Genomic DNA, 23,625 nt, shown 5'->3' on the forward strand with positions numbered 1-23,625 from the left:
TAACCAAGAATAAATTAATTATCTTTAACCAAATTTTTATAAAATGAAACTATTTATAAAGTTCGACATTAACACCATTTGCTCGCTTTATTTGAAACAAAACCTGGAACAAAACAATGTAAATTTTACAACGTTGGGATTTGGTGAAATCGAAATTGCAGACAATTTTGATGCTGATGCTCTGGAAACTTTAAAAAATAATCTGTTGCCATGCGGCTTTGAAGTTGTTGAAAATCAGAAAAGCGTTTTAGTACAAAAAATAAAAGATGCCATAATTGAGCTTGTTTTCATGGAAGACAGCAATAATTATAAGAGTTCTGTATTTTTGGCTGAGAAATTAAACCATAGTTATGGTTATTTATCAAACGTTTTCTCTGAAGTAACCTATTCTTCTATTGAAAATTTTATCATTTTACAGAAAATTGAAAGAGCCAAACAATTAATTATTATTAATGAAATGAGTTTGACCGAAATTGCTTTTTTACTCAACTACTCGAGTGTTGCGCATTTGAGTACTCAGTTTAAAAATACAACAGGAATTACGCCATCGGCATTTCAGAGAATAATTAAGAAACGTAGAGAAAATTTAAAATAAAACCCAAATACCATACTAAAATGCAAAAAAACGCATTATACATTTTATTGGCTGATGATGATGAAGATGATCGTCTTTTTTTTAAGGATGCTTTTGAAGAAATAAAAATTCAGACAAAGGTGGATTTTGTTCATGACGGAATGCAATTGATGGATCATTTAATGAATCCTGATACAAAATTACCGGATATCTTGTTTCTGGATTTGAATATGCCTAAAAAAACGGGTAAAGAATGTTTGATCGAAATAAAAAAAACAGAGCATCTTAAAAATATCATTATCGCGATCTATTCGACTTCATCATCTGAAGAAGATATTGAAGATACGTTTATTCAGGGAGCCAATATTTATATCAAAAAACCTAGTGATTTTAATACGCTTAAAAAAATAATTAATGAAGTCGTTACTGTAAACTGGCACTATCACACTTCCGGGTTAAACCGTGATAATTTCCTGCTTCGACTAAAATAATAGCATACCAATGAAATGGATACCAAATTTTAATTCTTCAAACTCTTTGAGAGTTATATTTGTAATCGCGGTTTTCATTCTGTTATTTCTTTCTTCAATTGCTTACAAACACAATCGGGATTTGGATGAATCCAGTAAAGTTGTAATGCATACGTACGAAATAAACATTCAATTAGAGCGATTAATGTCGGCGATTAAGGATGCCGAAACAGGGCAACGTGGTTATATCATAACCCGTAATGCACGATTTTTAACTCCTTATATTTATTCGCGTGATAAAGTAAATACCTCCTTTATCACGCTAAAAAAGCTGACTGCTGATAATCCGAAACAGCAAAAAAATCTTCAAAAGTTATTTAAGCTAATTATTCAGCGTTTTGTTTCTTTTGAAAATTGCTTAAAATACAGCGATCCCAAAACATATGATAAGAGAAAACTCGACAATCATATGTTTGGTGGTCGAATCCTGATGGAAAACATTCGTTTTCAGGTAGACGAAATGAATGACATCGAGAAAAATTATCTGGCAAAAAGACTTAAAATTTATGCTGCCGAAATTTCTCTAAGCCCCCTGTTTTCTATCTCTTTATTTCTGGTAGCCCTAGTTTTTATTTTATTGGCCTACAGGCAAATTAGTCGGGATTTTGAACGTTTGAAAATCTATAATAAAAAACTTTTAATTTCGAGCGGACTAATGGCCGAATCTGAAAGTATTGGTAAGTTTAGCACCTGGCAATGGGATCTGGATTCTAACAAAATAGACTACTCTGACAATCAGTTTCGTTTACTAGGTTTTGAACCCAATGCGTTTGTTCCTGAAAAAGAGACTTTCCTGGAATTTGTACATCCTGACGACAGGGCAACTGTTGCAAAATCGATGGAAAGGATTGTCGAGAAAAAACAATTGCCTTTTGTATACTATAAAATTACACGTCCGGATTATGAAATCAGGTATTTTAAATCTACAGGAAAACTTTTGACAGATCAGCAAGGAAGTAAAATTTTGCTGGGAATTAATTTTGATATCACAGATGAACACCTGCTAAACATTGAGCTTCAGGAACGTAATAGAGAACTTGAAAAAAGCAATAAAGAACTTGCTTCCTTTAACCACGTTGCAAGTCACGATTTGCAGGAACCTTTAAGAAAAATCCAGACTTTTATTTCCAGAGTTTCTGAGGCTGACAAAGCTGCTATGTCGCAGAGCGCCAGAGATTATATTTCTAAAATCGAAGTGTCGGCAAAAAGAATGCGTGTTTTAATAGACGATTTACTTTTATTTTCGAGAACCAATACGACCAAAAAGGAGTTTATAAAATTAAGCCTGAACGAACTATTGGAAAATGCCGAATCTGAACTGGCAGAAATTATCGACGAAAAACAAGCGGTTATTACAGTATCCAAACTTCCTAAGCTGGCAGTTATACCGTATCAAATCGAGCAGCTTTTTATAAACTTAATAGGAAATTCTCTAAAATACAGTCAGCCCAATATTGCTCCTGAAATCACTATCGAAAGTGAGAAAGTAAATTCAAGCGATTATCCGGATTTATTAGAACCTAATATAAAGAAGTTCAATAAAATTACTTTTACAGATAACGGTATGGGATTTGACCCCCAGTTTAAGGAAACTATTTTTGTTTTGTTTCAGCGTTTGCATTCTAAAACAGATTATCCCGGAACCGGAATTGGTCTTGCCATTTGCAAAAAAATAGTTGATAATCACAAAGGCCATATCATTGCAGACAGCACTCCAAATAAAGGATCTGTATTTACAGTATTTCTGCCGGAATAGCTCAGTTTACAGTTGTAGTTTGAGTTTAAAAAAAGTTTACAGTCGCAGTCTCAGTCACAGTTTACCCACAAGCCTAAAACTGAGACTAAATACCAAGACTAAATACCAAGACTGAATACTGAGACTGAACACTGAGACTAAATACTAAGACTAAACACCAAGACTGAACACTGAGACTAAACACTGAGACTAAACATCAAGACTGAATACTGAGACTGAACACTGAGACTAAACACCAAGACTGAACACTGAGACTGAAAACTGAGACTGAATACCGAGACTGAATACTAAAAAAAATCTGTAGGAAAAAAAATCCCCCTTTATTACTCCTTAAATATAAAAAAGAAACCATTAGTTGCGGCTAGTGGTTTCTTTTTTTTGACTACACTTTACCAAACAAACACTTGAAAACTAAAGGATAAGCAACATAATTAAATTGATTATGGGAATTATATAAAGATTCTTTTTTATGCTGTAAAGCAAAATGTTTGTTTCGTTAGCATCTTTGTAATGTAATACTTTATGAAGTAATAATGAAAGCAGCGCCCCAATTGAAAGCGACCATTTTTAGATTTTTTTTATTGATAATGTTATTTTGTATTTCATCATGCAAGAAAACCAATCCGATAGAAAACACATTGAAAAATGAAGCTTTTATTAAAACGGAAAAGGAAGAAATTGAAGCCTTTTTTTTTATAGCAACGGCAAACGCGAGTAAATCAATTATTTCGAAAAGTGAAATTGCACAACAAAAAAGTTCAGACTCAACAATACAGGAGTTGAGTAAAAAAATAGAGATTAATCAGAATCAATTGTTGCAGGAAGTATCAAAAATGGCCAATAAAAAGCTCATTATTATTACCGAAATAAATGCAACACATAAACGAGATTTATACGAACTGATTGACGCCAGTAATATCGATTTTAATAAAACATATCTGGATTCTATGATAGAATCATTAAAAGAAGAAATTGGATTGTTTGAGTCTATTTCGAAAGAAACAAACGATAAAATGATATTAAAATTAGTATTACATTATTTACCTGAACAATATCAAATTTTGCGAGAATTGCAAAAGAGTAACAACGAGTTTATTTAAAAGCCTATATATTATTAACTAAATTATTTTAACTATGAAAATGCAATCAAATTTATTATGCGCCTTAACACTTTTTTTAACAGCTTCATTTGGAATGCTTCACGCTCAGGACAATAATGTAAACACCGAGTTTGGTGTAAAAGGAGGATTCAACATGTCTAATCTATATCAAAATGATGCTGATGACAACAATGTATTGTACGGTTTTAACGCCGGGGTTTATGCCACATTGCCTATTTCAGACTTCGTAGCTATCCAGCCTGAGATTTTATTTACTACAAAAGGAGCAAAATTAGAATATGATAACGCTTTTGCCTCAGGAGATGCAAAATTCAAATTAAACTATATCGAAGTTCCATTATTAGTAAGAGTAAATATTACCAAAAACTTTAATGTTCAAGCGGGTGGTTACGCATCTTATTTAGTAAGCTCAAAAGTAACCGGTAGCGGAGATGTAAGTTTTGAACAAAATATCGACAGAGACGATTTAAACAAGTTTGATGCCGGTATCGCTGCAGGTGTTGGAGTAGATTTTAACCCAATTAGTATTGGTTTACGTTACAACTACGGATTAACTACTGTTGGAAAAGAAAGAACTGTTGCAGGAACAACTTATACATTTCCGGATGCAAAAAACAGCAATTTGACTTTATACCTTTCGTATAAGTTAAACTAAAAAATAGTAACCCCTTAATATAAAAACCATGTCAAATTTATTATATACAATCGCAGTAATTTTGGTTATACTCTGGGCTCTTGGGTTCTTTGTTTATAGCTTAGGGAGTATTATACACATCTTACTGGTTATTGCCATAATTGCCATACTATTCAGACTGATCAAAGGTCGCGAAGTTTAAAAATTAAACATTATTAAATTATTATATAAATCACTAAATCAAATATTATGAAAACGAGTAACACAATTTTAGGAATTTTAGGAGCTGCAGCTGCAGGAGCATTTTTAGGTGTATTATTTGCACCGGACAAAGGGTCAAACACAAGAAAAAAAATCTCAGATAAATCTAAAGATTACGGAGATAAAGCAAAAGCAAAATTTGATGGTATCGTAAGTACTATTTCTTCAAATGGTAAAGATATCCTTGAAGAAGGAAAAGCAAAATTCAATCAGGCAAAAGAAGACTTCAACTCTATTAAAGACGAAGCAAAAACAGTAAAATCGAACTACTAAAGAGTGAAATTTTTAAACCATAAATACCCTATATCATGGAATCAAATGCAACAACAAACGAGAACTTAAATCTTTATGAAAAAGCAGAAAACTATACCAAAACAAGTTTAGAATTAATTAAACTTAAAACGGTATCGGCAGCCGCTGATGTTTTATCGACATTAACATCAAGGATAGCAGTTGGAGCTGTTGTTGCATTTTTTACCTTGTTCCTTAATATAGGGATTAGTTTGTGGCTTGGTAAATTGCTTGGAGAGTATTATTACGGTTTTTTTATCGTAGCGCTATTTTACCTTATTGTTGCAATTGTCATGAACTCAATGCAACATAAGATTATAAAAACACCTATTGGAAATATGATTATTTCCAGTATTCTAAAAGAAACTAAAAAGGATATCAAAACTGATTTAAACGAATCAAAAAACTAAAAAAGACTGTTATGGAAACTATTTACACCCTTGATTCATTAAATCAGACGATAGACCAATTAGAAATTAGACAAGACGCAGAATGGTGCGCTATTAAAGACGAAATAGATGAAATTAAGGACAATCTAAAACCTCTTAATCTCATCAGGAATACAGTCGAAGAAATTAACGAAACTGTAGGTTTTAAGAGCAATATAGCACAATCTGCCATAAGTATAGGGATTGGATATCTTGCCAAGAGATTTGTAGTGGGCAAAAGCACATCGACATTCAAAAGTATTGCCGGATCCTTATTACAGCTTGTCGTTACTAATTTAGTTTCAAAACCACATCATGAAACCTCAAACGAGGAGTCATCACATAAAGAATCATCAAGAGAGTAATTGTCTAACATAAATTTATGTATTATGGAAAAGTTAAGCGAAATAGTATTAAAAAATGGTGTATACGTTTACTCGAATCTATATAAATGTTTCGAATTTTCGAGAGTATTTCTAGGTATCTAACTTGCTTTATACGTTTTATAAACAAACGATTAAAGAGTTAATATCCGTCAATATATTTTATTAAGGTTCTGAGGTGCTAAGGTACAAAGCTGCAAAGGTTTTCTTTGTAAGCTTAAAACCAGACTTCGTCTGAATCAAAAAAAAAGACCCTGTTTCACATTGGTGAAACAGGGTCTTTTGATTTTAAGGTTCTAACGAAAAATGATACGATTGAAGTATTAAAAAATCCTTTTGGATTTATCCTATTTCAACCATAGCCCAAGGTTTCAACTTGGGGAAACAGATTATCATAATGAATATTTGTAATGCATTTTGGCAATGTATTTTGATAATAAATATATTGCGTTCCAATGGTTGAAACCATTGTCTATGTTTTTTTTAAAGGTGCGAAGGGACAAAGGTGCAAAGCCGCAAAGGTTTTCTTTACAGGTTAAAACCAGACTTTGTCTGAACCAAAAAAGAGTGTTTCACTATTTGTGAAACACTCTTTTTTTATAATTCTAAAACCTTCAGATTAAGATACACTGCTGTGCACCTCTACAGACACCTTTGTTCCTTTGCTCCTCTGAACCTTTGCATCTAAAAAACTTAGAAACTCAGTCCCTCAGAGCCTTAGCAACTTAGAAAACCTCCGAAGCTTCTTTCAGTTTCTCCATATTGTTAACCAATTGAAGCTCGGCAACAATTTTCTGAATGTCACCATTCATGATATTTCCTAAATCGTAAAGCGTCAGACCAACTCTGTGATCTGTTACACGACCTTGTGCATAGTTGTACGTACGAATTTTAGCAGATCTGTCTCCAGAACTTACCTGAGAAGTACGTTTTGTAGCATCTTCGGCTTCTTTTTTTGCCAATTCTTGTTCGTATAAACGAGAACGTAAAACGTTCAACGCTTTGTCTTTATTTTTATGTTGCGATTTCTGATCCTGACATTGCGCCACCAATCCGGTTGGAATGTGCGTTAAACGTACCGCAGATTTCGTCGTATTTACAGATTGTCCTCCAGGTCCCGACGAACAGAAGAAATCAACACGAACATCGTTCATATCAATTTGTACATCAAACTCTTCTGCTTCCGGCAAAACCATTACCGTAGCGGCAGATGTATGCACACGACCCTGCGTTTCTGTCTGAGGCACACGTTGTACACGGTGCACACCAGCTTCAAACTTCAAGGTTCCGTAAACATCCTCTCCAGATACTTCAAAAATAACCTCTTTGAAACCTCCCGATGTTCCTTCGTTCATATCTACTACAGAAGTTCTCCATCCCTGATTCTCGCAATACTTGGTATACATTCTAAATAAATCTCCTGCAAAAATACTCGCTTCGTCCCCACCCGTTCCGGCACGAATCTCGACCATCACGTTTTTAGCATCTTCAGGATCTTTAGGGATCAACATAAACTTGATTTCTTCTTCAAGTTCAGGCAATCTGTCTTTTGCTTCATCTAGTTGCATTTTGGCCATTTCGGTCATATCTGCATCACTTCCGTCAGCAATAATTTCGTTTGCCTCCTCTATATTAGCCATCAAAAGCACATATTCATCACGCTTTTCAGCCAATGCTTTCAGGTTTTTGTACTCCTGATTCAATTGCACATAACGTTTCTGATCAGAAATAACATCCGGCTGGATAATTAAGTCCGAAATCTCATCGAAACGTTGTTTTACTATTTGAAGTCTATCTAACATTTTCTAATTCCTTTTATTGGAGTGCAAATTTACGAAATTTTTGTTTAAAATTCTATCAATAACCTTTTGAGTTTTTTAAGGGTGATTTTTGGTGGAATTAGAATTGTTTTTTGGAGCTGTTTCCTGCTATTCGCTACAATCTTTTGTTCCGCTAAAGCTTCTCAAAAGGATTTTCACTTCTATCAGTAGGGCTTTTATGAATTTCCGTAATATTATTGAAATCTAAGGTTTTAGTTTTGAAATATATTAAATCAACTTTTTATTGTTAATTTTATATATTTGATTATCAAACCATTATTTCGCATAAGTCATTTAACTAAAGAAGCAACCAATAAAATCTAAACATGACAAATCCATTTCAACATATTCCTGAAGATCAATTAAGTGCTGTTCACTCACTCAAAGGAAAAATTCTACAAACAGGCTGGACAGTAATAGAAAAAGCCAAGTCTAAAGCTGGCTCAACAGGAGGAAATTTTTCAGTTTGTTATCTTGTTGAAAAAGATGGGCAAATTGGATTTTTAAAAGCTATAAATATTTTATCATTTCTAAACTCGAAAATTGATCTTCTAGCTTCTATGACTGAAATGTTAAACACCTATAATTTTGAAAAGGAAATTTTGAGTCGCTGTAAAAATAAAAATTTATCCAAGGTTTCTAAATTATTAGAAGCTTCATTTGAAAATTTTGAAGGTTTTCTTGTTCCTAATGTATATTATATGATTTTCGAAAAAGCTGATAGTGATGTTAGAAATCATTTGAATTTCTCCTCATTAATTGATAATGCATGGAAATTAAAATCTCTTCACAATGTTGCCACAGGAATTAAACAACTCCATACCATAAATATTTCTCACCAAGATGTTAAGCCTTCAAATGTTTTCATATTTGAAGATGGAATTTCGAAGGTAGGAGATTTAGGAAGAGCCTTAAGTGATACAATAATTGCACCACACTCTGAATTAAATTTTTCAGGTGATACGCGATATGCACCACCAGAAGTATTTCACGGTTATGTAATACCTGAATGGAAAGATAAAGTTTTTGCTATAGATTGTTATTTACTAGGAAGTATGGCTTCTTTTTATTTCACTGGACAAAATATGACGGCTCTTCTATCTCAAAAAATTAATTCTTCGATAAATATCCTCTCTCTCAATTTTGAAAATGCTTTAACTTATTGGATAGCTGCTTTTGATGAAGTTTTAGAAGTCATAAAAGATCATACTCAAGATATTGATGGACAAGATAAATTAATCGAAGCAATAAAAATGTTATGTTATCCAGATCCAAATAAAAGAGGACATTTTAAGAATATCAAACAAATAGGAAATAATTTTCAAATGGAAAGATTTGTTGAATTGTTCAATCTTTTGGCTAAAAAAGCCGAATACAAAATTACTAAATAAAGATGGCAGATTTTTTTGAAAAAAAGGATAGACATTTAATTCCAAACTGGAGAAGTTTTGACAATACAGCAAAACTTGGTGAATTAAATGGTAGTAAAAGTATAAAATTAGATTCATCTTTTAAACCTGATATATCAGATTTATTAGATGGATGGAACGATTCACAATCTATTGGAATTGCAGGAGATATTTTAGGAGTAGCCCTTGTCTGCAATCAATCAGACAATCAAACAGTTAAAAACATATCAAAATTTGTACTACAAAATCAAGAAATAGCTTCTAAAGCAATAATTGAAGCTGCAAACAATATTTTAAAGCCTAAAAGGAAGAAATTCAATTGAATTTGGATATCTCTAACCCAAATGAATTTGGAATTAAAACTAATTTATTAGAAATACATATAAAAATAAATAATTTAAAAAAGAAAATAACCAACAGTCCCCACAATCCAGTTCTCTGGGTTGAAATAGCTCGATTTTATTCAATTCTAGGACAAGACAAGAGAGCTGAAAAAGCTTTATTAAATGCATTATATTTAGCACCTGAAAATCGCTATATTCTTAGAAGTATTTCAAGATTTTACGTTCATATTGGAGATTTTGATTTAGCGCACGACATAATTCGAAAAAGCAATTTGACAAAAATAGATCCTTGGCTTATGGCAACGGAAATAGCATTAGCCACTTTAAGAGAAAGAAATTCAATATTTACAAAAACTGGAATTCAACTAGTAAATTCAAATAATTTTCATCCTTTCAACGTAAGTGAACTAGCGAGTTCTGTTGCAAGTGTTGAATTAAAAAATGCAAGTGTAGCAAAAAGTAAAAAATTATTTCAACAATCACTAATCTGCCCAAATGATAATTCTCTAGCTCAAGCAGAATGGGCATCCCAAGAAGACCGAAGTCTTATGAATGTTGATCCTAACAAATTTAATTTGGTCAATTCTTTTGAAGCATCAGCAAGAGAATTTTTTGATGGAGGAAATTGGCAAGAATCAATAAACTATTCAAAAAAATGGTTTTTTGATCAACCATTTTCTAAACTAGGAGTACTTTTTGGAAATGAAGTAGCTTCCAGAAAGTTGAGAGATAATAATCAAGCTGTTGAAATTGCGAAACTTGGTCTAATTTCACATCCACACGATCCTCACTTATTAAATAATATTATTTACGCTTTGTCTTTACAAAACAAACTTAACGAAGCCGATCACTTTTTAAAAAAAATTAAAAAAGAGGATTTAAATTCGCGCAATTATATAGGAATCTGCCTAACTGCTACTACAGGTCTTTTATATTTTAGAAAAGGTTTTCATGATCTTGGTCGAAAATATTATGCAGAAGCAATTAAAATTTCTAGTGAAGAAAAACTAACATATTTAAACTCTCTTGCTATTATCAATTATATTAGGGAAGAAATTTTAATAGGCGAAAATGTGCAAGAGGCCATACCAACTATAGATAAAATTGTAAAAAATAATGTTGGAAAAGATATTGCAGAGGATGCTAAAGAAGTTCTCGAGTTATACAAAAAAAGTATATTATAGATAGTTACTCAAAGTACTGTTAAAACGCAAGAGTCCCTAATTTATTTGGCGGTGTTCATAAAAGGCCGAACCTTATAATAGAAATTATTACCCTGCTCTCCGAAGTGTTCCTTCCGAAGCGCTACCCTGCTCTCCAAAGTGTTCCTCCTGAAGCGCTACGCAAATGTCTCTGACTTTGCGTAATTTTTTTACGTTCTTAAAAACTATAAACCTGTCAAAAGTCTCCGGACTTTTCACGAATTGATCAAAAATAATTAATTTTAAAACAGGAATGATTATGAAGTCAGAGACTTTGAGATCTTTCTATTTTCAAACAAATTTTAGCAAAAATGGCGCAAAGTCAGAGACATTTGCGCAGCCTTAACAAAGACCTTTCATCGCTGGGCACATCTTATTTTAAAAATAAATTATATCTTCAATTTACAAAATTCAAATAAATGGATAATTACTTGATAAACATAATTGACAGAATGCTGGACATCAGCGACCACAATATGGAAACTGGTTACGATAGCTCCAAAACAATTTCTTGGCAAGCTTATAGAGAAGCCGAAAATGTTGAAAACGCAGAATATGTTCTACAACTAATTACATTTATTGACAACGAAAAAAACAAAAAGAAAAGAGACAAAGCATATTTTCTTCTTGGGCATATTGCAAAAAACACAAGTGATCTAAAAGCCTTAAATTATTTAATTTCTCGTGTTAACAAGGAAATCGATAAATATATAATTTCATCTTTACTGGACAGAATTTCAGATATCAAAAAACCAATTGAAACAGATTTACAACCATTAATTCAATCAACTAAAAGTGACAAATGGTTAATTCGACATAGTGCTATACAATCTTTAAAAAACTCATCTGATAGTGATGCAGAAACGGCACTGATTGAAATCCTCAATGATTCTGAGGATCCATACGACTTAGCGTATACAAATGCTACAATAAATAAAATAGGAACACTAAGAGCTATACCTTTTTTAGAAAAACATTTAAAAAGCAGAAAAAGAGATGTAAAGGATTCTGCAAAATATGCTATTGAAGAAATAAAAAAAAGATATCAATAAATTAATTTCTTTTGAGCACTTCTTTCTAAATACCCGCTCTACGAAGTATTCCCGATAGCTATCGGAATCGCACAGCAATCGCAACTTTTAATGATGTTTTATTTATTAATTTAGATTCACATTTCACCAGACCTCAAATTAAGTTTCTGAAAATCATCCAATACCTCCATCTCCCAGATCGTGAACGCAATCAAAATCAAAATCAATTTAATTCTTCATCAAAATCATTAAGTCTGTCAATTTTAAATGATCTTATTATCTTTTGCAAAAGCCAGCGCTTCGGTAAAATTTTTAACTTCAAAAGTTTCAAAAATTTTTCTTCTGTAATATTTTATCGTATCCGGAGAAACAAACATTTTTTCGGCAATCTGATTTATGGTTAAACCCTGAGCATATAACCGAAGTATTTCTAATTCTTTGTCTTTTAATTTTAATTTATTTTTTGCAATCCAGACTTTATCAGATAAATCAAATTTCCATAAAGTATCTGAACCCTGTTTGTTTATAATAATGTTTCCGGCTTTTTTATTGTGTGAAATAGAAACCAGACACAACGATTTCCAAACTGCCCCTTCCTGATTAAGAAAAAGAGGGGTTAGTTTATGATTAATAAGAATGGGTTTGTCATGTTTACCTTTTAAATGAAAATCATAAGATATGCTGTATAATTTTCGTTCGTCATTGTTAGGTAGTTTATCATAAAAATCAAATCCGGCACTGTTGATCGTATTTAATAACTGTAGATCTTCTGTTGGAACATTATTAAAATAGAATTCATAGCCCATTTCAAGAACTTCTTCTGCCGAAAAACCACATAAAAACAAAGGATTGTTGGATACATATTCGAACTTCATTTCTTCGTAATCAATTACATAAATGCTTTGATACGTTATTTTTGCAAAAGATTTTACAACTTCCAAATAATTACCAAACTGAAATTTGTCTGCCTCCGATGTGGCTGCTATCTTGTTGCGGCTGAGTAAAGATTTTTTTTCGTTTTCCATCCTATAAAAATACTAAAAACTACACAAAAGTGTAAAATGAATTTAAAATCTATTACTTTTTTTTGTACTAAGTTTTAACTCTTTTTATTATGAGAAATAAATCAGTATCAGATTCTAGTTTAAGAGAACTAACTAAGAATAGAAAAGCGTTAAAAATAATTATTATCGGGTTAGGTATTTTATGGATTATTATCTTGACCTGGATTATTAGTATCCCAAAATACAAGTTAATTTTTACGCTTTTAACTCTTGCGATTACAACAATTGTCCCTATTTTAATTTTTATGAGTCTAATAGATTCCGAAATTAAAAAACGTAATTCGCAGAACAGTTAATGAATCACGAGCAGGACGCTCACGCCAGCCATACGCAAAACTTACATTTTATCAGCGTGCAAACAAATCTTATGCAAATCATCCAATACTTCCATCTCCTGATCTGGTAAAAGTTGCAAGGCAATTTCAAGCAAAGTCACTATATTAATATCTGTATCTGATTCAAAATTTGCCAAACTTCTAGCTTCCTTATTCATTAAAACAATACTTGCTTTTAGGAGATCTGAAACCATTATATTAAGTTCGTTATATCCGGAAACCTTTAGCGGTATGCTAAACGAGTTATCGCTACCCGTTTCTTGTTTTAGTTTCTTGAATTTATTGATTCTATTCATAGATTCTAAAAAATCTGTGACTTGTTTTGTATGTTGTATTTCCATAATTGAATTTTAGTTGATTGCTAGATTTCTAATTCTTTTTTATCGAAACGAAATTACAAGTAATAGATGATTTTTAAGGGATTGTATACAATCGGTTGTATACCACCGATATCTATTGCATTGATTTACGGCTTCACGTAAAGGATTTAAATCTAAACAAGTTACTTTTGATAAAAGCTTTCTAATCCATTTTTAAACCCATAAAAAACCAAACCAATGAAACTAATACTTTGTTTAAAATTGCTAAATCCTTAAAAAATAAATCCAGGCGATTTAATTAAAGATTTATAAAAATGTAAATGTTTGCAGATTTAAAATATGGATATTGAATATCTACATTAATTTGCTTTTTTTTTACCACTATATAAATACAGAATAATATTAATCATGTAAAATATTTTAAAAAGAATATGAAAAAAATTGAACTTTATAAGGAATGGTTAATTAGTAATGATTTTCATTATCAAAGATTCGATACACTAGTGTCTGTTCTGACTAAATATATTCAAAAAAAACTAGATGATGAAAATTTTGCAAACGAAGTTGCGTCTAAATTTTCTGATGTAATTAAGTCTTGTGATGAAATTGACTATGAAGAAGATTCTACAGCAGTTGCATATGCAATTATTCATTTTCTCCCAAGATATCACAGATTTCAAATGACTTTCGACACCCTTTTAGAGAAAAACTTAATTCCCATAAAGAACAATCGTCCAATTAACATACTTGACATAGGAACCGGGCCAGGACCAACATTATTTGCATTATCAGATTTATACTTATCTCTAAAATTATTTGGTCAAGATAATAATATTTACAAGCTGAAAAATCAAGAATACATTCCAGATTATGTTGAAAGAAGTAGTGGCTTCAGAAATTGGCTTCATCATTTTACAGAAATTGCAAATTGGCTTAGTAATGTCGAACATAAATGGATTGTTCCTTACCATCATGGAAATTTTCATGACTTCAACAATATAAAATTTGATGAAAATTATTTAAATCATTCATCTAATTATGATGGTGATCAAATTATTGAATCAAGAACAAAAAAGTATAGATTTGACATGGTTCTACTTAGTAATTTTTTAACACAAGTTAGTCAAGTAGACGATTTAAGCGAAGAACTTCAAAACTGTATGCGCTTTATGCGCGACAAAGGAAAACTAATTGTAGTAGGTGCTAATGGCTCTGTAAATTCAAATAAAGATTACGCAGAAATATATGAAACCTTGAAGAATATAATTTTGAATGGGAAATATAGTAATCATCTTTTTCAATCTAAAGCAGAATATTTGGAAATCCTTGATAATAAACAATCCTTTTATTGTAATGACAGATATGGAACAAGAATCAAAGATTTCAACAAAATCGTTTTGGAAATATTAATAAAACATAATGCTTTAGAAAAAATAGGAGACGAATTTAGAAGTACTTTTGAAAAATCTACTTTAGACGATTATAAATATCAATATAAATGGCAATTTCACATTTTTGAAAAACATGGAGTACCTAAACATGGATATTCGAAAGTTACTTATAACCCAAGATAAAATTCTATTGCTCCAATATATTTTCACCGAAATAACGGATATGTTTTTATTTTTTAATAAGATTTATACAGAATGATAAATTATCAAATAAAAAAGCTAGCAGAAAATAATTTCTATAGCTTTTTATAAAATAAGATTAGATTTAGCTGTTATCTATTAAAAAGACATTTACGTATTTAGATATATGCGAGTTACTTTTGATAAAAGCTTTTTTAAACCCATAAAAAACCAAACCAATGAAACTAATACTTACCATCTTTCTTTTTATTTTCAACCTGACTTTGTCTGCGCAATCGAGCCAAATTGTTGGCGATTATACACGTTCCCTTTCTGAGGAAGGAAAACATATCATCGAATATAAATTGACTTTGAATCAAGACGGAACATTTGTATTTCATTCGTATTCAAAAATACAAGGCGCAACACCACCAGAAGTAAACAAATACGGAAAAGGAAAATGGAATGCAAAAGACAATGTAATCACTTTTGGATCGAATAAAAAAGAAGACTTTGACGAGAAATACACTTTAGATTTTAATAATTCTAAGGCTAGATTTGTAACTAAAAATCCCAGAGACAAAACAGATCAAATCGTTAAAACAAGACTTACGTTTGTAGAATCGGGAATTTTCTGGATGAAAAAAATTGATATTTTTAAAATCTAGAAGAACTTAAAAACTTACAAAAATAGTTCGCTGACGCGAGCGTCTCGGTCATGAATGCAATAAAAATCAAAAATCGTTAACCAAAAAGCAATAATCATTATGCAACCGCACATTCAACTATTTTTTGTTCGATTATTTGCATATCAATTATTTTTTGAGCGACAGTTCCTCTTTCAAATAAGCGAATAAATTTAAAAACAGCACTAACAAAATATCCGGGGTTCGAGACTAGTCGGGCAATTTCTGTTATTCTCTCGTCTCTTAGTTTTGTAAAAGCTTCTATTTGATTTTCGGGAACCGCCACAAATTCATTGGCAAATTTCCAGGCGCCGTCTCTGGCAGTTTCCATGCTAAAATCAATAAAAAAATTATCTATTTTGCCTGTTAGTTTTAGGATCGTTGTGAGTGTTGGCCAAATTTTGATCAAACATTTCTCGACACCTCCTACCAGATTGCTCAAAATGGTGTTTATTTGGTCAAAATCAGCTTTTAAGTCCCCAATGTTTTCTACTGTACTAACCTGGGCCGAGGCTATACCTAAATCAAGATTAACATGTGCATTAATCCCAAGTAGTAAGTGCTGAACCACTATTGGCCAAAAGTCTTCGGCTTGCTCAAAGGCAAATCCCCAACATTCGGATGGTTTTTCTTTGGCTTTGTATTGATAATACGCTTTTAGGTAGCGATTGGCAAAAATAACATCTAGTTTCTCCATTCGCTCACCATTTTGAAAAGATCCATTTGCGATACCTTCCTTTACTTTTGCCGTAACTTCGCGATATAGTGTGGCAAACAAACCTATAGCGCTTTGCTCTAGTTTTGATTTCTCTATTATTTCATCCAGTAACTTAATTACTTCGTCTATAGTATTGGCTTGTTTCATACTCATTTATAATTGGTTATAGATAAATTAGCAAGAACGAATATAATTATTTTAATCTTGCTAAAAACATTTTTTGAAGCAATTATCTTGTTATTTTTTCTCTAGTGTTTTTGCGAATTAATGCAATTAAGATGTATATTCTAATTTATTTCTTTAATAAAAACATTACAATTTAAATCTAAACCTCCAACATTAACACACAAGACCTAGTACAAAAATATTCGAAAATAAAAACTTGGGGAAATTCATTTAACATTCTTACTTTTAATAGTTCTAAACATAGAAAATTATAAAGAATGAAAACATATTTTGTTGACTCGTTTACAAATGAAAAATATAAAGGCAATCCGGCAGCAGTTTGTTTGCCTGAGCGCGATTTGGATGCTGCTAACATGCAAAGTATTGCTACCGAAATTGGTTTTTCGGAAACTGCTTTTATAAAACAAATAACAGGCAATACCTACAGCATTAGATTTTTTAGTCCAAAAACTGAAATTCCGTTGTGCGGGCATGCTACACTTGCTTCGTCTAAAATTGTTTTCAGCACCACTTCATTTGACCGTATCAAATTTATCAATATTAACAATGTTGAATTAGATATCGAGAAAGAAGCGCATAAAATCAAAATGCATTTTCCTGTTTATGAAACCCAGGAAACAGATGTACCTCAAAAGATGCTGGACGCCCTTGGTATTTCTACAATTTTATCCAAAAGATACAGTCCTCCAAACAAGATAATCCTAATCGAAATTGAAAGTGCTCTTGAATTGGCGAATTTAAAACCCGATTTTACAGCATTAATAAATTCTCATACTGAAATAAGCGGTGTTTTGGTAACTGCAGCGTCAGACAATACAGCTTTTGATTTTCACTACAGATATTTTTGGCCTTGGGCAGGTACAAACGAAGATCCCGTAACGGGCGGTGTGCAAACCTTCCTGACAAAATATTGGGCAATAAAACTGAACAAAACAAAATTGAATGCTTATCAATCTTCACTAAGAACAGGAACTATGAGTACTGAACTTCTGGAAGACAAAATTTCGATTTTGGGCGAAGCAGTAATTGTTCTCGAAGGTCAATTTATTTTATAAATATCCCGTACAGGACGAAAAAAACTTTAATAAAAACAAAAATCTCTCAGGACAAAAATTCATCGGGACAGTTGTGCAATGCTTACCCTTGCTCAAGAGTTAGGATAATTCTTAAAAAAAGACACCGTTTTACGGCTTTACGTAAGGAAATTCATTTCTAAAAAATTACTTTTGGTAAGGCTTTTAATGTGTTTTGAATATTATTGATCTAAAGAAACAATCTCAAGATCAATAACTCAGTACTAAATTGCGCAAGTCGAAAAACTAAGAATTAATCAGAAACTAACTAACCCGGCAAACCATGAAAAAACTCTTGTTCTTACTTCCTTTTTTTGCAATTATCAATTATACTTATTCTCAAACTGACAAAGTCGATGTCGCCATAAAAGACCTAATGCAAAAAAATAAAATTGTTGGTTTACAATTGGCAGTAGTCAAAAACAATAAAATTGTTAAAACAAGTTGTTATGGTTTGGCAAGTATTCAGGATTCAATTGTTGTTGATCCAAAAACTGTTTTTAGTGTAAACTCGATGGCAAAAGCTTTTACCGGTGTTGCTATCATGCAATTGGTAGAGAATGGTAAGTTGAAACTAGAAGATCCTATTTCAAAATATGTAGACAGCTTACCTAATAACTGGCAAAAAATAACCGTAAAACAAGTAGCAACGCATACATCAGGACTTCCTGATATTTGGGAAAAACCGGAACATATGCTTTCTGAAGATCCTAAAATTTTATTCAACAAGATAAAAGAATTGCCTGTTGTTTTTAAGCCCGGAGAAGATTTAAGATACAACCAGACCAATTATATTGTACTGGGAATGATTATCGAAAAAATAAGCGGTAAATCTTATGAGCAATTCATTACCGAAAATCAATTTGATAAAGCAAATATGAAAAACTCTGCCAAAGCAGGTTTAGGAGATTATTATAAAATAGTAAATCATGCTGCCAGACCTTACTCTTATTTTAGAAATGGCAGTCTTACCAATGTATACGAAGTGATTCCTGCCAATTTGTATCCGGCAGCAAGTATCTATTCGACTGCAACAGAGGTTGCGCAATGGGTTATTGCGCTACAAAATAATACGTTACTTAAGTCCAAAAACCTAAAAACACTTTGGACACCGGCAGTATTAAAAAATGGAAAAAAACCTGGTGCAGCAGATTCAACAAACGGAACTGCAATTGGTTTCGATACTAATTTAAGAACCAAAAATCCAATAATTACTGCTTTGGGTGGTGCCAGAAATGCTTTGTACATCTATCCTAAAGATAATCTGTCTGTTATTATTTTGAGTAACTTACAAGGCGGACAGCCACAACGTTTTATAGAAGAAATAGCAAATTTATATCTAGCAGACAAAAAGTAACAACCACAACCTAATCCTGATCGTTGTAGCGTCAAAAAATCTCCCTTTGTGTCTTTGTTCCTGAGAACGATTGCTTCTTTCTTATAAAAAATCCCTAATTTCGCTCTCTAATAAGAAGGAGAAAAATGAAGGTCTGTATTGCTGAGAAACCAAGTGTAGCACGCGAAATCGCATCCGTTTTGGGGGCTAATACCAAACATGACGGATATTATGAAGGCAATGGTTATGCCGTGACGTATACTTTTGGGCATTTATGTACCTTAAAAGAACCTAATGATTACAAACCGCACTGGAAAAGCTGGGATTTGAACAACTTGCCCATGCTTCCTGAAAAATTTGAAACCAAAGTGGTAGAAAATTCAGGTATCCAGAAGCAATTTAAAATCGTAAAAAGTTTATTCGACAAAGCCGAGTTGGTCATTAACTGCGGGGATGCCGGACAAGAAGGAGAACTCATCCAGCGTTGGGTTATGAACGAAGCCCATTACAAAGGCGAGGTACAACGTTTGTGGATTTCATCCTTAACAACCGAAGCTATAAAAGAAGGTTTTGATAACTTAAAACCTTCTGCAAATTATGACAATTTATTCTATGCCGGATTTTCACGAGCCATTGGCGACTGGTTATTGGGTATGAATGCCACACGTTTGTATACCGTAAAACATGGCGGTTACAAGCAAGTATTGTCTATAGGTCGTGTGCAAACACCAACATTGGCAATGGTTGTAGACCGCTTTAAAGAAATCGAGAATTTTAAACCTCAACCTTATTGGGAGTTGCAGACTTTGTACAGAGAAACGCTTTTTAGCTATGAAGAAGGTCGTTTCCTGAAAAAAGAAGACGGAGAACTTCTGGCCAATAAAGTCAAAGAAAGTGAGTTCGAAATTGTTTCTGTCGATAAAAAGAACGGAAACGAATATGCTCCTAAACTGTTTGACTTAACGGGATTACAAGTATATTGTAATACCAAGTTTGGATTTTCGGCAGATGAAACATTAAAAATTGTTCAGACTTTGTACGAGCAAAAAGTAGTGACCTATCCCAGAGTTGATACTACTTTTTTACCAAATGATATTTATCCTAAAGTGCCGGGAATCCTGCAAAAATTAACCAAATATGCCCAATTAACGCAACCTCTTTTAGGCAAAAAAATAAAAAAATCGCCTAAGGTTTTCAACGATAAAAAAGTTACAGATCACCATGCGATTATCCCAACCGGTATAGAAAGTAATCTGCAATACAATCAGCAGCAAGTTTACGACATTATTACAAAACGTTTTATTGCCGTATTCTACGACGATTGTCTCGTTGCCAATACTACAGTAATAGGCAAAGCTGCCGATGTAATGTTTAAAACCACCGGAAAAGAAATCCTGAAAAAAGGATTCCGCGTTGTTTTTGAAGACCCAAACGCCAAAGAAAAAGAAGCCGATTTATTACCTAGTTTTGTCGTGGGAGAAAAAGGTCCGCATGAACCTTCGTTTTTAGAAAAGGAAACCAAACCACCCAATCAGTTTACAGAGGCAACTTTATTGCGTGCTATGGAAACTGCCGGTAAACAGGTCGACGACGAAGATTTACGCGAATTGATGAAAGAAAACGGTATTGGTCGTCCGTCAACGCGAGCGAATATTATCGAAACACTTTTTAAACGCCAATATATTGTTCGAAACAAAAAACAGGTTTTACCCACACCAACCGGGATTCAGCTTATTGACACGATTCAGAATGAATTAATCAAATCAGCAGAGCTTACGGGATCCTGGGAAAAGCAACTGAAAGATATCGAAAAAGGAACTTTTACTGCCGCTGCATTCATCAAAAACATGAAGCAAATGGTCGAAGCTTTGGTGACCGAAGTACGAAGCGAAACCAGGCACGCCAATATTTCGCATGCGGGAAGTGTACAAAAAGAAGTTGCAAAAGTCGAGAAAAAGAAAGCCGCAGGGATTTTGGCAGAAACCTGTCCAAAATGCCAGAAAGCAACACTAATAAAAGGAAAATCGGCTTTTGGATGTGGCAATTACAAAGCAGGTTGCGATTTTTTATTGCCTTATACTTTTGCTGAGAAAAAAATAACAGAGATTCAGTATTTAAGATTGGTTCAAAAAGGATCAACCGTAAATATAAAAGGCTTTAAAACTGTGGAAGGAACTGTCGAAGGGTTAATTCGTTTTGAAGAAAACTACAAACTAAAATTAGAAATCAAAAAAACAGCACCAAAGACAAAACCAGCTGTAGCAACAGATTCTGCTGCATTAACATGCCCTAAATGTAATAAAGGAACGATCCTAAAAGGCAATACGGCTTATGGTTGCAGCGGTTATAAATCAGGGTGTGATTTTAAAGTGACTTTTGATGATGTAAGAGCCAAGCTAAAAGATCAAAAACCAACTAAAGAACTGGTTTATTCGATTTTGAGCGAAAGCGTTTAATTTTTTTAGCCACAGATTACAGGATTAAAAAGATTTTTTTTAGTTGGGTTTCTTTTGCCACGAATTGCACAAATTTTTACGAATTATTTTTCTGTTTTGCTTGCGAATAGATGCGAGAATCATTTTAATCCTTTAATCTGTGGCAATTTTGTGCATTCTAAGTTTAAGAAATTAATTCGCGCTAATTTGTGAAATTCGTGGCAACTTTTTTTTTAATATCTTAGCTTTTCAATTTAACACCAAATACCAAAATATATGTTTCAAAAAATTACGCTTTTAGCACTTGTACTAGCGATTGTATCTTGCCAGAAAAAAGAATCTGTTGAAAAAGACAAAGTCAAAATTGCCGATTGGCTTATTGGTAATTGGGAAAACACCTCGCCAGATGGTGTTCTTACCGAGAACTGGATAAAACTAAACGACAGCACTTTTAGTGCATCTTCTTATTTTATAAAAGGAAAAGATACGTTGCACATAGAAAGCATAGTTTTGGCTCAAAAAGGAGAAACCCTGACGTATTTTGCTACCGTAAAAGGTCAAAATGATGATAAACCTGTTGCTTTTCCTGCAACTGCTGAATCTGACAAACAATTGGTTTTCGAAAATCCAAAACACGATTATCCTCAAAAAATTACGTATACAAAAGGTGCCAATAATACTTTGACTGCCGAGGCTACAGGAAACCTGCAAGGTAAAGTAACAACAGAAAGGTTTATTATGGTAAAGAAGTAAAATGGTGTGGTTTTCTCAAAAAAAAACCTACTCCTTCTCCCCTATTTTATTCACCATAAAAATCATCAGTATTCCTAAAAGAGCCATTATCAAAAATGCCCATTTCATACTTAAATATTCCGAGATGAAACCCACCATTGGCGGAACCAATAAAAAACCCAGATAACCAATAGTAGATATTGAGGTTAAGGCAGAACCACTGCTTAATTTTGATGATCTTCCGGCAATGCTGAATACTAATGGAACTACGCAGGAAACTCCAATACCTATTAATACATAACCTAAAAAAGTGGGGTAAATAAAAGGCAATAGAAAACAAATTAAAAATCCTACAGTAATCAAAATACCGCTGTAAAGAAGGATTCGTTTGGTACCAAATTTCATTACGCCATAATCTCCAAACAAACGTCCTAATGTTACCGCTGTTGCAAAAAATACAAATGCAGCACTGGTTAACTTTGGAGAAGCATGCAAGATGTTTTCAAAGTAGATACCACTCCAATCATACATTGTATTTTCGCAAGCCATAGAGACAAAACAAATGATGGCAAACTTGACCAGGTTTTTTTCCGGCATCGAAAAGAATTTCTTTTTTACCGGTACAGGTTCATTATGAATGCTTAATGGATAAAAACAAGCCGTAAGTCCCATCATAAAAATACTGACTCCCAACAAATGATGTGCCGGCGCAATGTGTTGCGATACCATAACATAGCCTAAACCTGCTCCCGTAAAAACAGCAATACTCCAAACTGCATGAAAACGGGTTATAATCGATTGTGGATATAATTTTTGAACCTCCAGAGATTGTGCATTAATAGATAAATTGAAAATATTACGCGAAGCACCAAAGATCAAAAGTATAATGACCAATTGCCACACAAAAGCAGCCAGTCCCGGCAGACACAAAACAATATTAAACATGATTGCGCCCAACAGCATGATGTAGCGACTGCTGTACTTATTTAATAGCTTTCCTGTAAAAGGCATTGTTAGCATAAGACCAATCGGGAAAGCAAATAAAACAGTACCAAATTGTGCTTCAGATAAATGTAATTGTGCTTTGATATGCGGAATACGGGAAACCCAGGAAGAATATCCAAATCCGGAAAGGAAAAAAAATACGGTATTGGCAATACGAAATCCTCTGGGCGTGTTTTGTATTTTTTTAAAAAAAGGTAAAATCATGAGTGAAGGTTCATTTTGAAGATGCAAAATTAAGCCTTTTGAAGTGTAACTTCTACCCTTTTTGGCTTTTTAAATAAAAGTCAGAATTTTAAGTCATTCAATTGTTTTATTGCAAATCTTAAAAAAAAGTTTGCCAAAATATAACAAAAACTTCATCAAATCAAGTTCAATAATGT

General features: G+C 32.7%; 24 protein-coding genes. 19 read left to right on the top strand and 5 right to left on the bottom strand.

The genetic code is table 11. The annotated features are described in order from the left end of the window. Window positions 1–43: 43 nt before the first annotated feature. From B0A64_RS11600 to B0A64_RS11635, 9 genes are all read left to right on the top strand, one after another. On the top strand, window positions 44–595 hold the full coding sequence (locus B0A64_RS11600) for a helix-turn-helix domain-containing protein (RefSeq protein WP_089479685.1): 552 nt from the start codon (window positions 44–46) through the stop codon (window positions 593–595). Between the two features lie 20 nt (window positions 596–615). Next, window positions 616–1,065, top strand: a complete 450-nt coding sequence (locus tag B0A64_RS11605; protein ID WP_089479686.1) for a response regulator — start codon at window positions 616–618, stop codon at window positions 1,063–1,065. 10 nt (window positions 1,066–1,075) lie between these two features. Then, window positions 1,076–2,860, top strand: a complete 1,785-nt coding sequence (locus tag B0A64_RS11610) for a sensor histidine kinase (RefSeq protein WP_089479687.1) — start codon at window positions 1,076–1,078, stop codon at window positions 2,858–2,860. Between the two features lie 533 nt (window positions 2,861–3,393). Continuing rightward, window positions 3,394–3,960, top strand: coding sequence for a DUF4142 domain-containing protein (locus B0A64_RS11615; RefSeq protein ID WP_089479688.1), 567 nt, complete (start codon window positions 3,394–3,396; stop codon window positions 3,958–3,960). 34 nt (window positions 3,961–3,994) lie between these two features. Further along, on the top strand, window positions 3,995–4,636 hold the full coding sequence (locus tag B0A64_RS11620; RefSeq protein WP_089479689.1) for a porin family protein: 642 nt from the start codon (window positions 3,995–3,997) through the stop codon (window positions 4,634–4,636). A gap of 28 nt (window positions 4,637–4,664) precedes the next feature. Continuing rightward, on the top strand, window positions 4,665–4,817 hold the full coding sequence (locus tag B0A64_RS24940) for a lmo0937 family membrane protein (RefSeq protein WP_109746162.1): 153 nt from the start codon (window positions 4,665–4,667) through the stop codon (window positions 4,815–4,817). A gap of 47 nt (window positions 4,818–4,864) precedes the next feature. Beyond that, the gene (locus B0A64_RS11625) at window positions 4,865–5,149 is read left to right on the top strand and encodes a YtxH domain-containing protein (protein WP_089479690.1); all 285 of its coding nucleotides are present in this window, start codon (window positions 4,865–4,867) and stop codon (window positions 5,147–5,149) included. A 35-nt stretch (window positions 5,150–5,184) separates the two neighbouring features. Continuing rightward, the gene (locus B0A64_RS11630; protein ID WP_089479691.1) at window positions 5,185–5,577 is read left to right on the top strand and encodes a phage holin family protein; all 393 of its coding nucleotides are present in this window, start codon (window positions 5,185–5,187) and stop codon (window positions 5,575–5,577) included. Between the two features lie 11 nt (window positions 5,578–5,588). After that, on the top strand, window positions 5,589–5,960 hold the full coding sequence (locus tag B0A64_RS11635) for a hypothetical protein (protein WP_089479692.1): 372 nt from the start codon (window positions 5,589–5,591) through the stop codon (window positions 5,958–5,960). 743 nt (window positions 5,961–6,703) lie between these two features. On the opposite strand, the gene prfA is transcribed toward B0A64_RS11635, so the two are convergent. Beyond that, entirely contained in the window at window positions 6,704–7,780 is a 1,077-nt protein-coding gene (gene prfA, locus B0A64_RS11640; RefSeq protein WP_089479693.1) for a peptide chain release factor 1, read from the bottom strand. A gap of 344 nt (window positions 7,781–8,124) precedes the next feature. Between prfA and B0A64_RS11645 the strand changes: the two genes are divergently transcribed. From B0A64_RS11645 to B0A64_RS11660, 4 genes are all read left to right on the top strand, one after another. Next, window positions 8,125–9,189 (top strand): protein kinase domain-containing protein, encoded by a 1,065-nt coding sequence (locus B0A64_RS11645; RefSeq protein WP_089479694.1) that lies wholly within the window; start codon window positions 8,125–8,127, stop codon window positions 9,187–9,189. Between the two features lie 2 nt (window positions 9,190–9,191). Then, on the top strand, window positions 9,192–9,530 hold the full coding sequence (locus B0A64_RS11650) for a hypothetical protein (protein WP_089479695.1): 339 nt from the start codon (window positions 9,192–9,194) through the stop codon (window positions 9,528–9,530). Continuing rightward, entirely contained in the window at window positions 9,527–10,735 is a 1,209-nt protein-coding gene (locus B0A64_RS11655; RefSeq protein WP_089479696.1) for a tetratricopeptide repeat protein, read from the top strand. Before B0A64_RS11650 ends, B0A64_RS11655 begins: the two co-directional genes overlap by 4 nt. 494 nt (window positions 10,736–11,229) lie before the next feature. Beyond that, window positions 11,230–11,805: a HEAT repeat domain-containing protein gene (locus tag B0A64_RS11660; RefSeq protein WP_165769799.1), complete on the top strand. Its 576-nt coding sequence runs from the start codon at window positions 11,230–11,232 to the stop codon at window positions 11,803–11,805. A 242-nt stretch (window positions 11,806–12,047) separates the two neighbouring features. Here B0A64_RS11660 and B0A64_RS11665 read toward each other — a convergent pair whose 3' ends face one another. Together B0A64_RS11665 and B0A64_RS11675 are read right to left on the bottom strand one after the other, a co-directional pair. After that, window positions 12,048–12,809: a response regulator transcription factor gene (locus B0A64_RS11665; RefSeq protein ID WP_089479698.1), complete on the bottom strand. Its 762-nt coding sequence runs from the start codon at window positions 12,807–12,809 to the stop codon at window positions 12,048–12,050. A gap of 376 nt (window positions 12,810–13,185) precedes the next feature. Next, window positions 13,186–13,524 carry a hypothetical protein gene (locus B0A64_RS11675; RefSeq protein ID WP_089479700.1) on the bottom strand — a complete coding sequence of 113 codons (339 nt, stop codon included), beginning with the start codon at window positions 13,522–13,524 and terminating at the stop codon, window positions 13,186–13,188. 410 nt (window positions 13,525–13,934) lie between these two features. On the opposite strand from B0A64_RS11675, the gene B0A64_RS11680 reads away from it, so the two are divergent. Both B0A64_RS11680 and B0A64_RS11685 read left to right on the top strand, forming a co-directional pair. After that, window positions 13,935–15,077, top strand: coding sequence for a hypothetical protein (locus B0A64_RS11680; RefSeq protein WP_089479701.1), 1,143 nt, complete (start codon window positions 13,935–13,937; stop codon window positions 15,075–15,077). A gap of 236 nt (window positions 15,078–15,313) precedes the next feature. Then, window positions 15,314–15,742 carry a copper resistance protein NlpE N-terminal domain-containing protein gene (locus tag B0A64_RS11685; RefSeq protein ID WP_089479702.1) on the top strand — a complete coding sequence of 143 codons (429 nt, stop codon included), beginning with the start codon at window positions 15,314–15,316 and terminating at the stop codon, window positions 15,740–15,742. Window positions 15,743–15,839: 97 nt separating this feature from the next. On the opposite strand, the gene B0A64_RS11690 is transcribed toward B0A64_RS11685, so the two are convergent. Further along, the gene (locus B0A64_RS11690) at window positions 15,840–16,631 is read right to left on the bottom strand and encodes a DUF5995 family protein (RefSeq protein ID WP_089479703.1); all 792 of its coding nucleotides are present in this window, start codon (window positions 16,629–16,631) and stop codon (window positions 15,840–15,842) included. A 290-nt stretch (window positions 16,632–16,921) separates the two neighbouring features. Here B0A64_RS11690 and B0A64_RS11695 point away from each other — a divergent pair, with 290 nt between their 5' ends. The 4 genes from B0A64_RS11695 (at window position 16,922) to B0A64_RS11710 (ending at window position 22,261) form a co-directional block, all read left to right on the top strand. Next, entirely contained in the window at window positions 16,922–17,719 is a 798-nt protein-coding gene (locus B0A64_RS11695) for a PhzF family phenazine biosynthesis protein (RefSeq protein WP_089479704.1), read from the top strand. A gap of 301 nt (window positions 17,720–18,020) precedes the next feature. Continuing rightward, window positions 18,021–19,094, top strand: a complete 1,074-nt coding sequence (locus B0A64_RS11700; RefSeq protein ID WP_089479705.1) for a serine hydrolase domain-containing protein — start codon at window positions 18,021–18,023, stop codon at window positions 19,092–19,094. 125 nt (window positions 19,095–19,219) lie between these two features. Next, on the top strand, window positions 19,220–21,529 hold the full coding sequence (locus B0A64_RS11705) for a DNA topoisomerase 3 (protein ID WP_089479706.1): 2,310 nt from the start codon (window positions 19,220–19,222) through the stop codon (window positions 21,527–21,529). Window positions 21,530–21,784: 255 nt separating this feature from the next. Further along, window positions 21,785–22,261 carry a DUF6265 family protein gene (locus B0A64_RS11710; RefSeq protein WP_089479707.1) on the top strand — a complete coding sequence of 159 codons (477 nt, stop codon included), beginning with the start codon at window positions 21,785–21,787 and terminating at the stop codon, window positions 22,259–22,261. 27 nt (window positions 22,262–22,288) lie between these two features. On the opposite strand, the gene B0A64_RS11715 is transcribed toward B0A64_RS11710, so the two are convergent. Further along, entirely contained in the window at window positions 22,289–23,449 is a 1,161-nt protein-coding gene (locus tag B0A64_RS11715) for an MFS transporter (RefSeq protein ID WP_089479708.1), read from the bottom strand. Window positions 23,450–23,625: the final 176 nt, after the last annotated feature.

This window comes from Flavobacterium araucananum, from assembly GCF_002222055.1.
In the GTDB taxonomy this organism is placed as follows: domain Bacteria; phylum Bacteroidota; class Bacteroidia; order Flavobacteriales; family Flavobacteriaceae; genus Flavobacterium; species Flavobacterium araucananum.

Bases quoted from the DNA above. Each gene is read 5' to 3' on its own strand.
- B0A64_RS11615 (WP_089479688.1), top strand. From the start codon at position 3,394: ATGAAAGCAGCGCCCCAATTGAAAGCGACCATTTTTAGATTTTTTTTA.
- B0A64_RS11625 (WP_089479690.1), top strand. From the start codon at position 4,865: ATGAAAACGAGTAACACAATTTTAGGAATTTTAGGAGCTGCAGCTGCA.
- B0A64_RS11715 (WP_089479708.1), bottom strand. From the start codon at position 23,449: ATGATTTTACCTTTTTTTAAAAAAATACAAAACACGCCCAGAGGATTT.
- B0A64_RS11645 (WP_089479694.1), top strand. From the start codon at position 8,125: ATGACAAATCCATTTCAACATATTCCTGAAGATCAATTAAGTGCTGTT.
- B0A64_RS11695 (WP_089479704.1), top strand. From the start codon at position 16,922: ATGAAAACATATTTTGTTGACTCGTTTACAAATGAAAAATATAAAGGC.
- B0A64_RS11650 (WP_089479695.1), top strand. From the start codon at position 9,192: ATGGCAGATTTTTTTGAAAAAAAGGATAGACATTTAATTCCAAACTGG.
- B0A64_RS11675 (WP_089479700.1), bottom strand. From the start codon at position 13,524: ATGGAAATACAACATACAAAACAAGTCACAGATTTTTTAGAATCTATG.
- prfA (WP_089479693.1), bottom strand. From the start codon at position 7,780: ATGTTAGATAGACTTCAAATAGTAAAACAACGTTTCGATGAGATTTCG.
- B0A64_RS11635 (WP_089479692.1), top strand. From the start codon at position 5,589: ATGGAAACTATTTACACCCTTGATTCATTAAATCAGACGATAGACCAA.
- B0A64_RS11600 (WP_089479685.1), top strand. From the start codon at position 44: ATGAAACTATTTATAAAGTTCGACATTAACACCATTTGCTCGCTTTAT.
- B0A64_RS24940 (WP_109746162.1), top strand. From the start codon at position 4,665: ATGTCAAATTTATTATATACAATCGCAGTAATTTTGGTTATACTCTGG.
- B0A64_RS11630 (WP_089479691.1), top strand. From the start codon at position 5,185: ATGGAATCAAATGCAACAACAAACGAGAACTTAAATCTTTATGAAAAA.
- B0A64_RS11620 (WP_089479689.1), top strand. From the start codon at position 3,995: ATGAAAATGCAATCAAATTTATTATGCGCCTTAACACTTTTTTTAACA.
- B0A64_RS11705 (WP_089479706.1), top strand. From the start codon at position 19,220: ATGAAGGTCTGTATTGCTGAGAAACCAAGTGTAGCACGCGAAATCGCA.
- B0A64_RS11665 (WP_089479698.1), bottom strand. From the start codon at position 12,809: ATGGAAAACGAAAAAAAATCTTTACTCAGCCGCAACAAGATAGCAGCC.
- B0A64_RS11610 (WP_089479687.1), top strand. From the start codon at position 1,076: ATGAAATGGATACCAAATTTTAATTCTTCAAACTCTTTGAGAGTTATA.
- B0A64_RS11685 (WP_089479702.1), top strand. From the start codon at position 15,314: ATGAAACTAATACTTACCATCTTTCTTTTTATTTTCAACCTGACTTTG.
- B0A64_RS11660 (WP_165769799.1), top strand. From the start codon at position 11,230: ATGGAAACTGGTTACGATAGCTCCAAAACAATTTCTTGGCAAGCTTAT.
- B0A64_RS11710 (WP_089479707.1), top strand. From the start codon at position 21,785: ATGTTTCAAAAAATTACGCTTTTAGCACTTGTACTAGCGATTGTATCT.
- B0A64_RS11700 (WP_089479705.1), top strand. From the start codon at position 18,021: ATGAAAAAACTCTTGTTCTTACTTCCTTTTTTTGCAATTATCAATTAT.
- B0A64_RS11690 (WP_089479703.1), bottom strand. From the start codon at position 16,631: ATGAGTATGAAACAAGCCAATACTATAGACGAAGTAATTAAGTTACTG.
- B0A64_RS11680 (WP_089479701.1), top strand. From the start codon at position 13,935: ATGAAAAAAATTGAACTTTATAAGGAATGGTTAATTAGTAATGATTTT.
- B0A64_RS11605 (WP_089479686.1), top strand. From the start codon at position 616: ATGCAAAAAAACGCATTATACATTTTATTGGCTGATGATGATGAAGAT.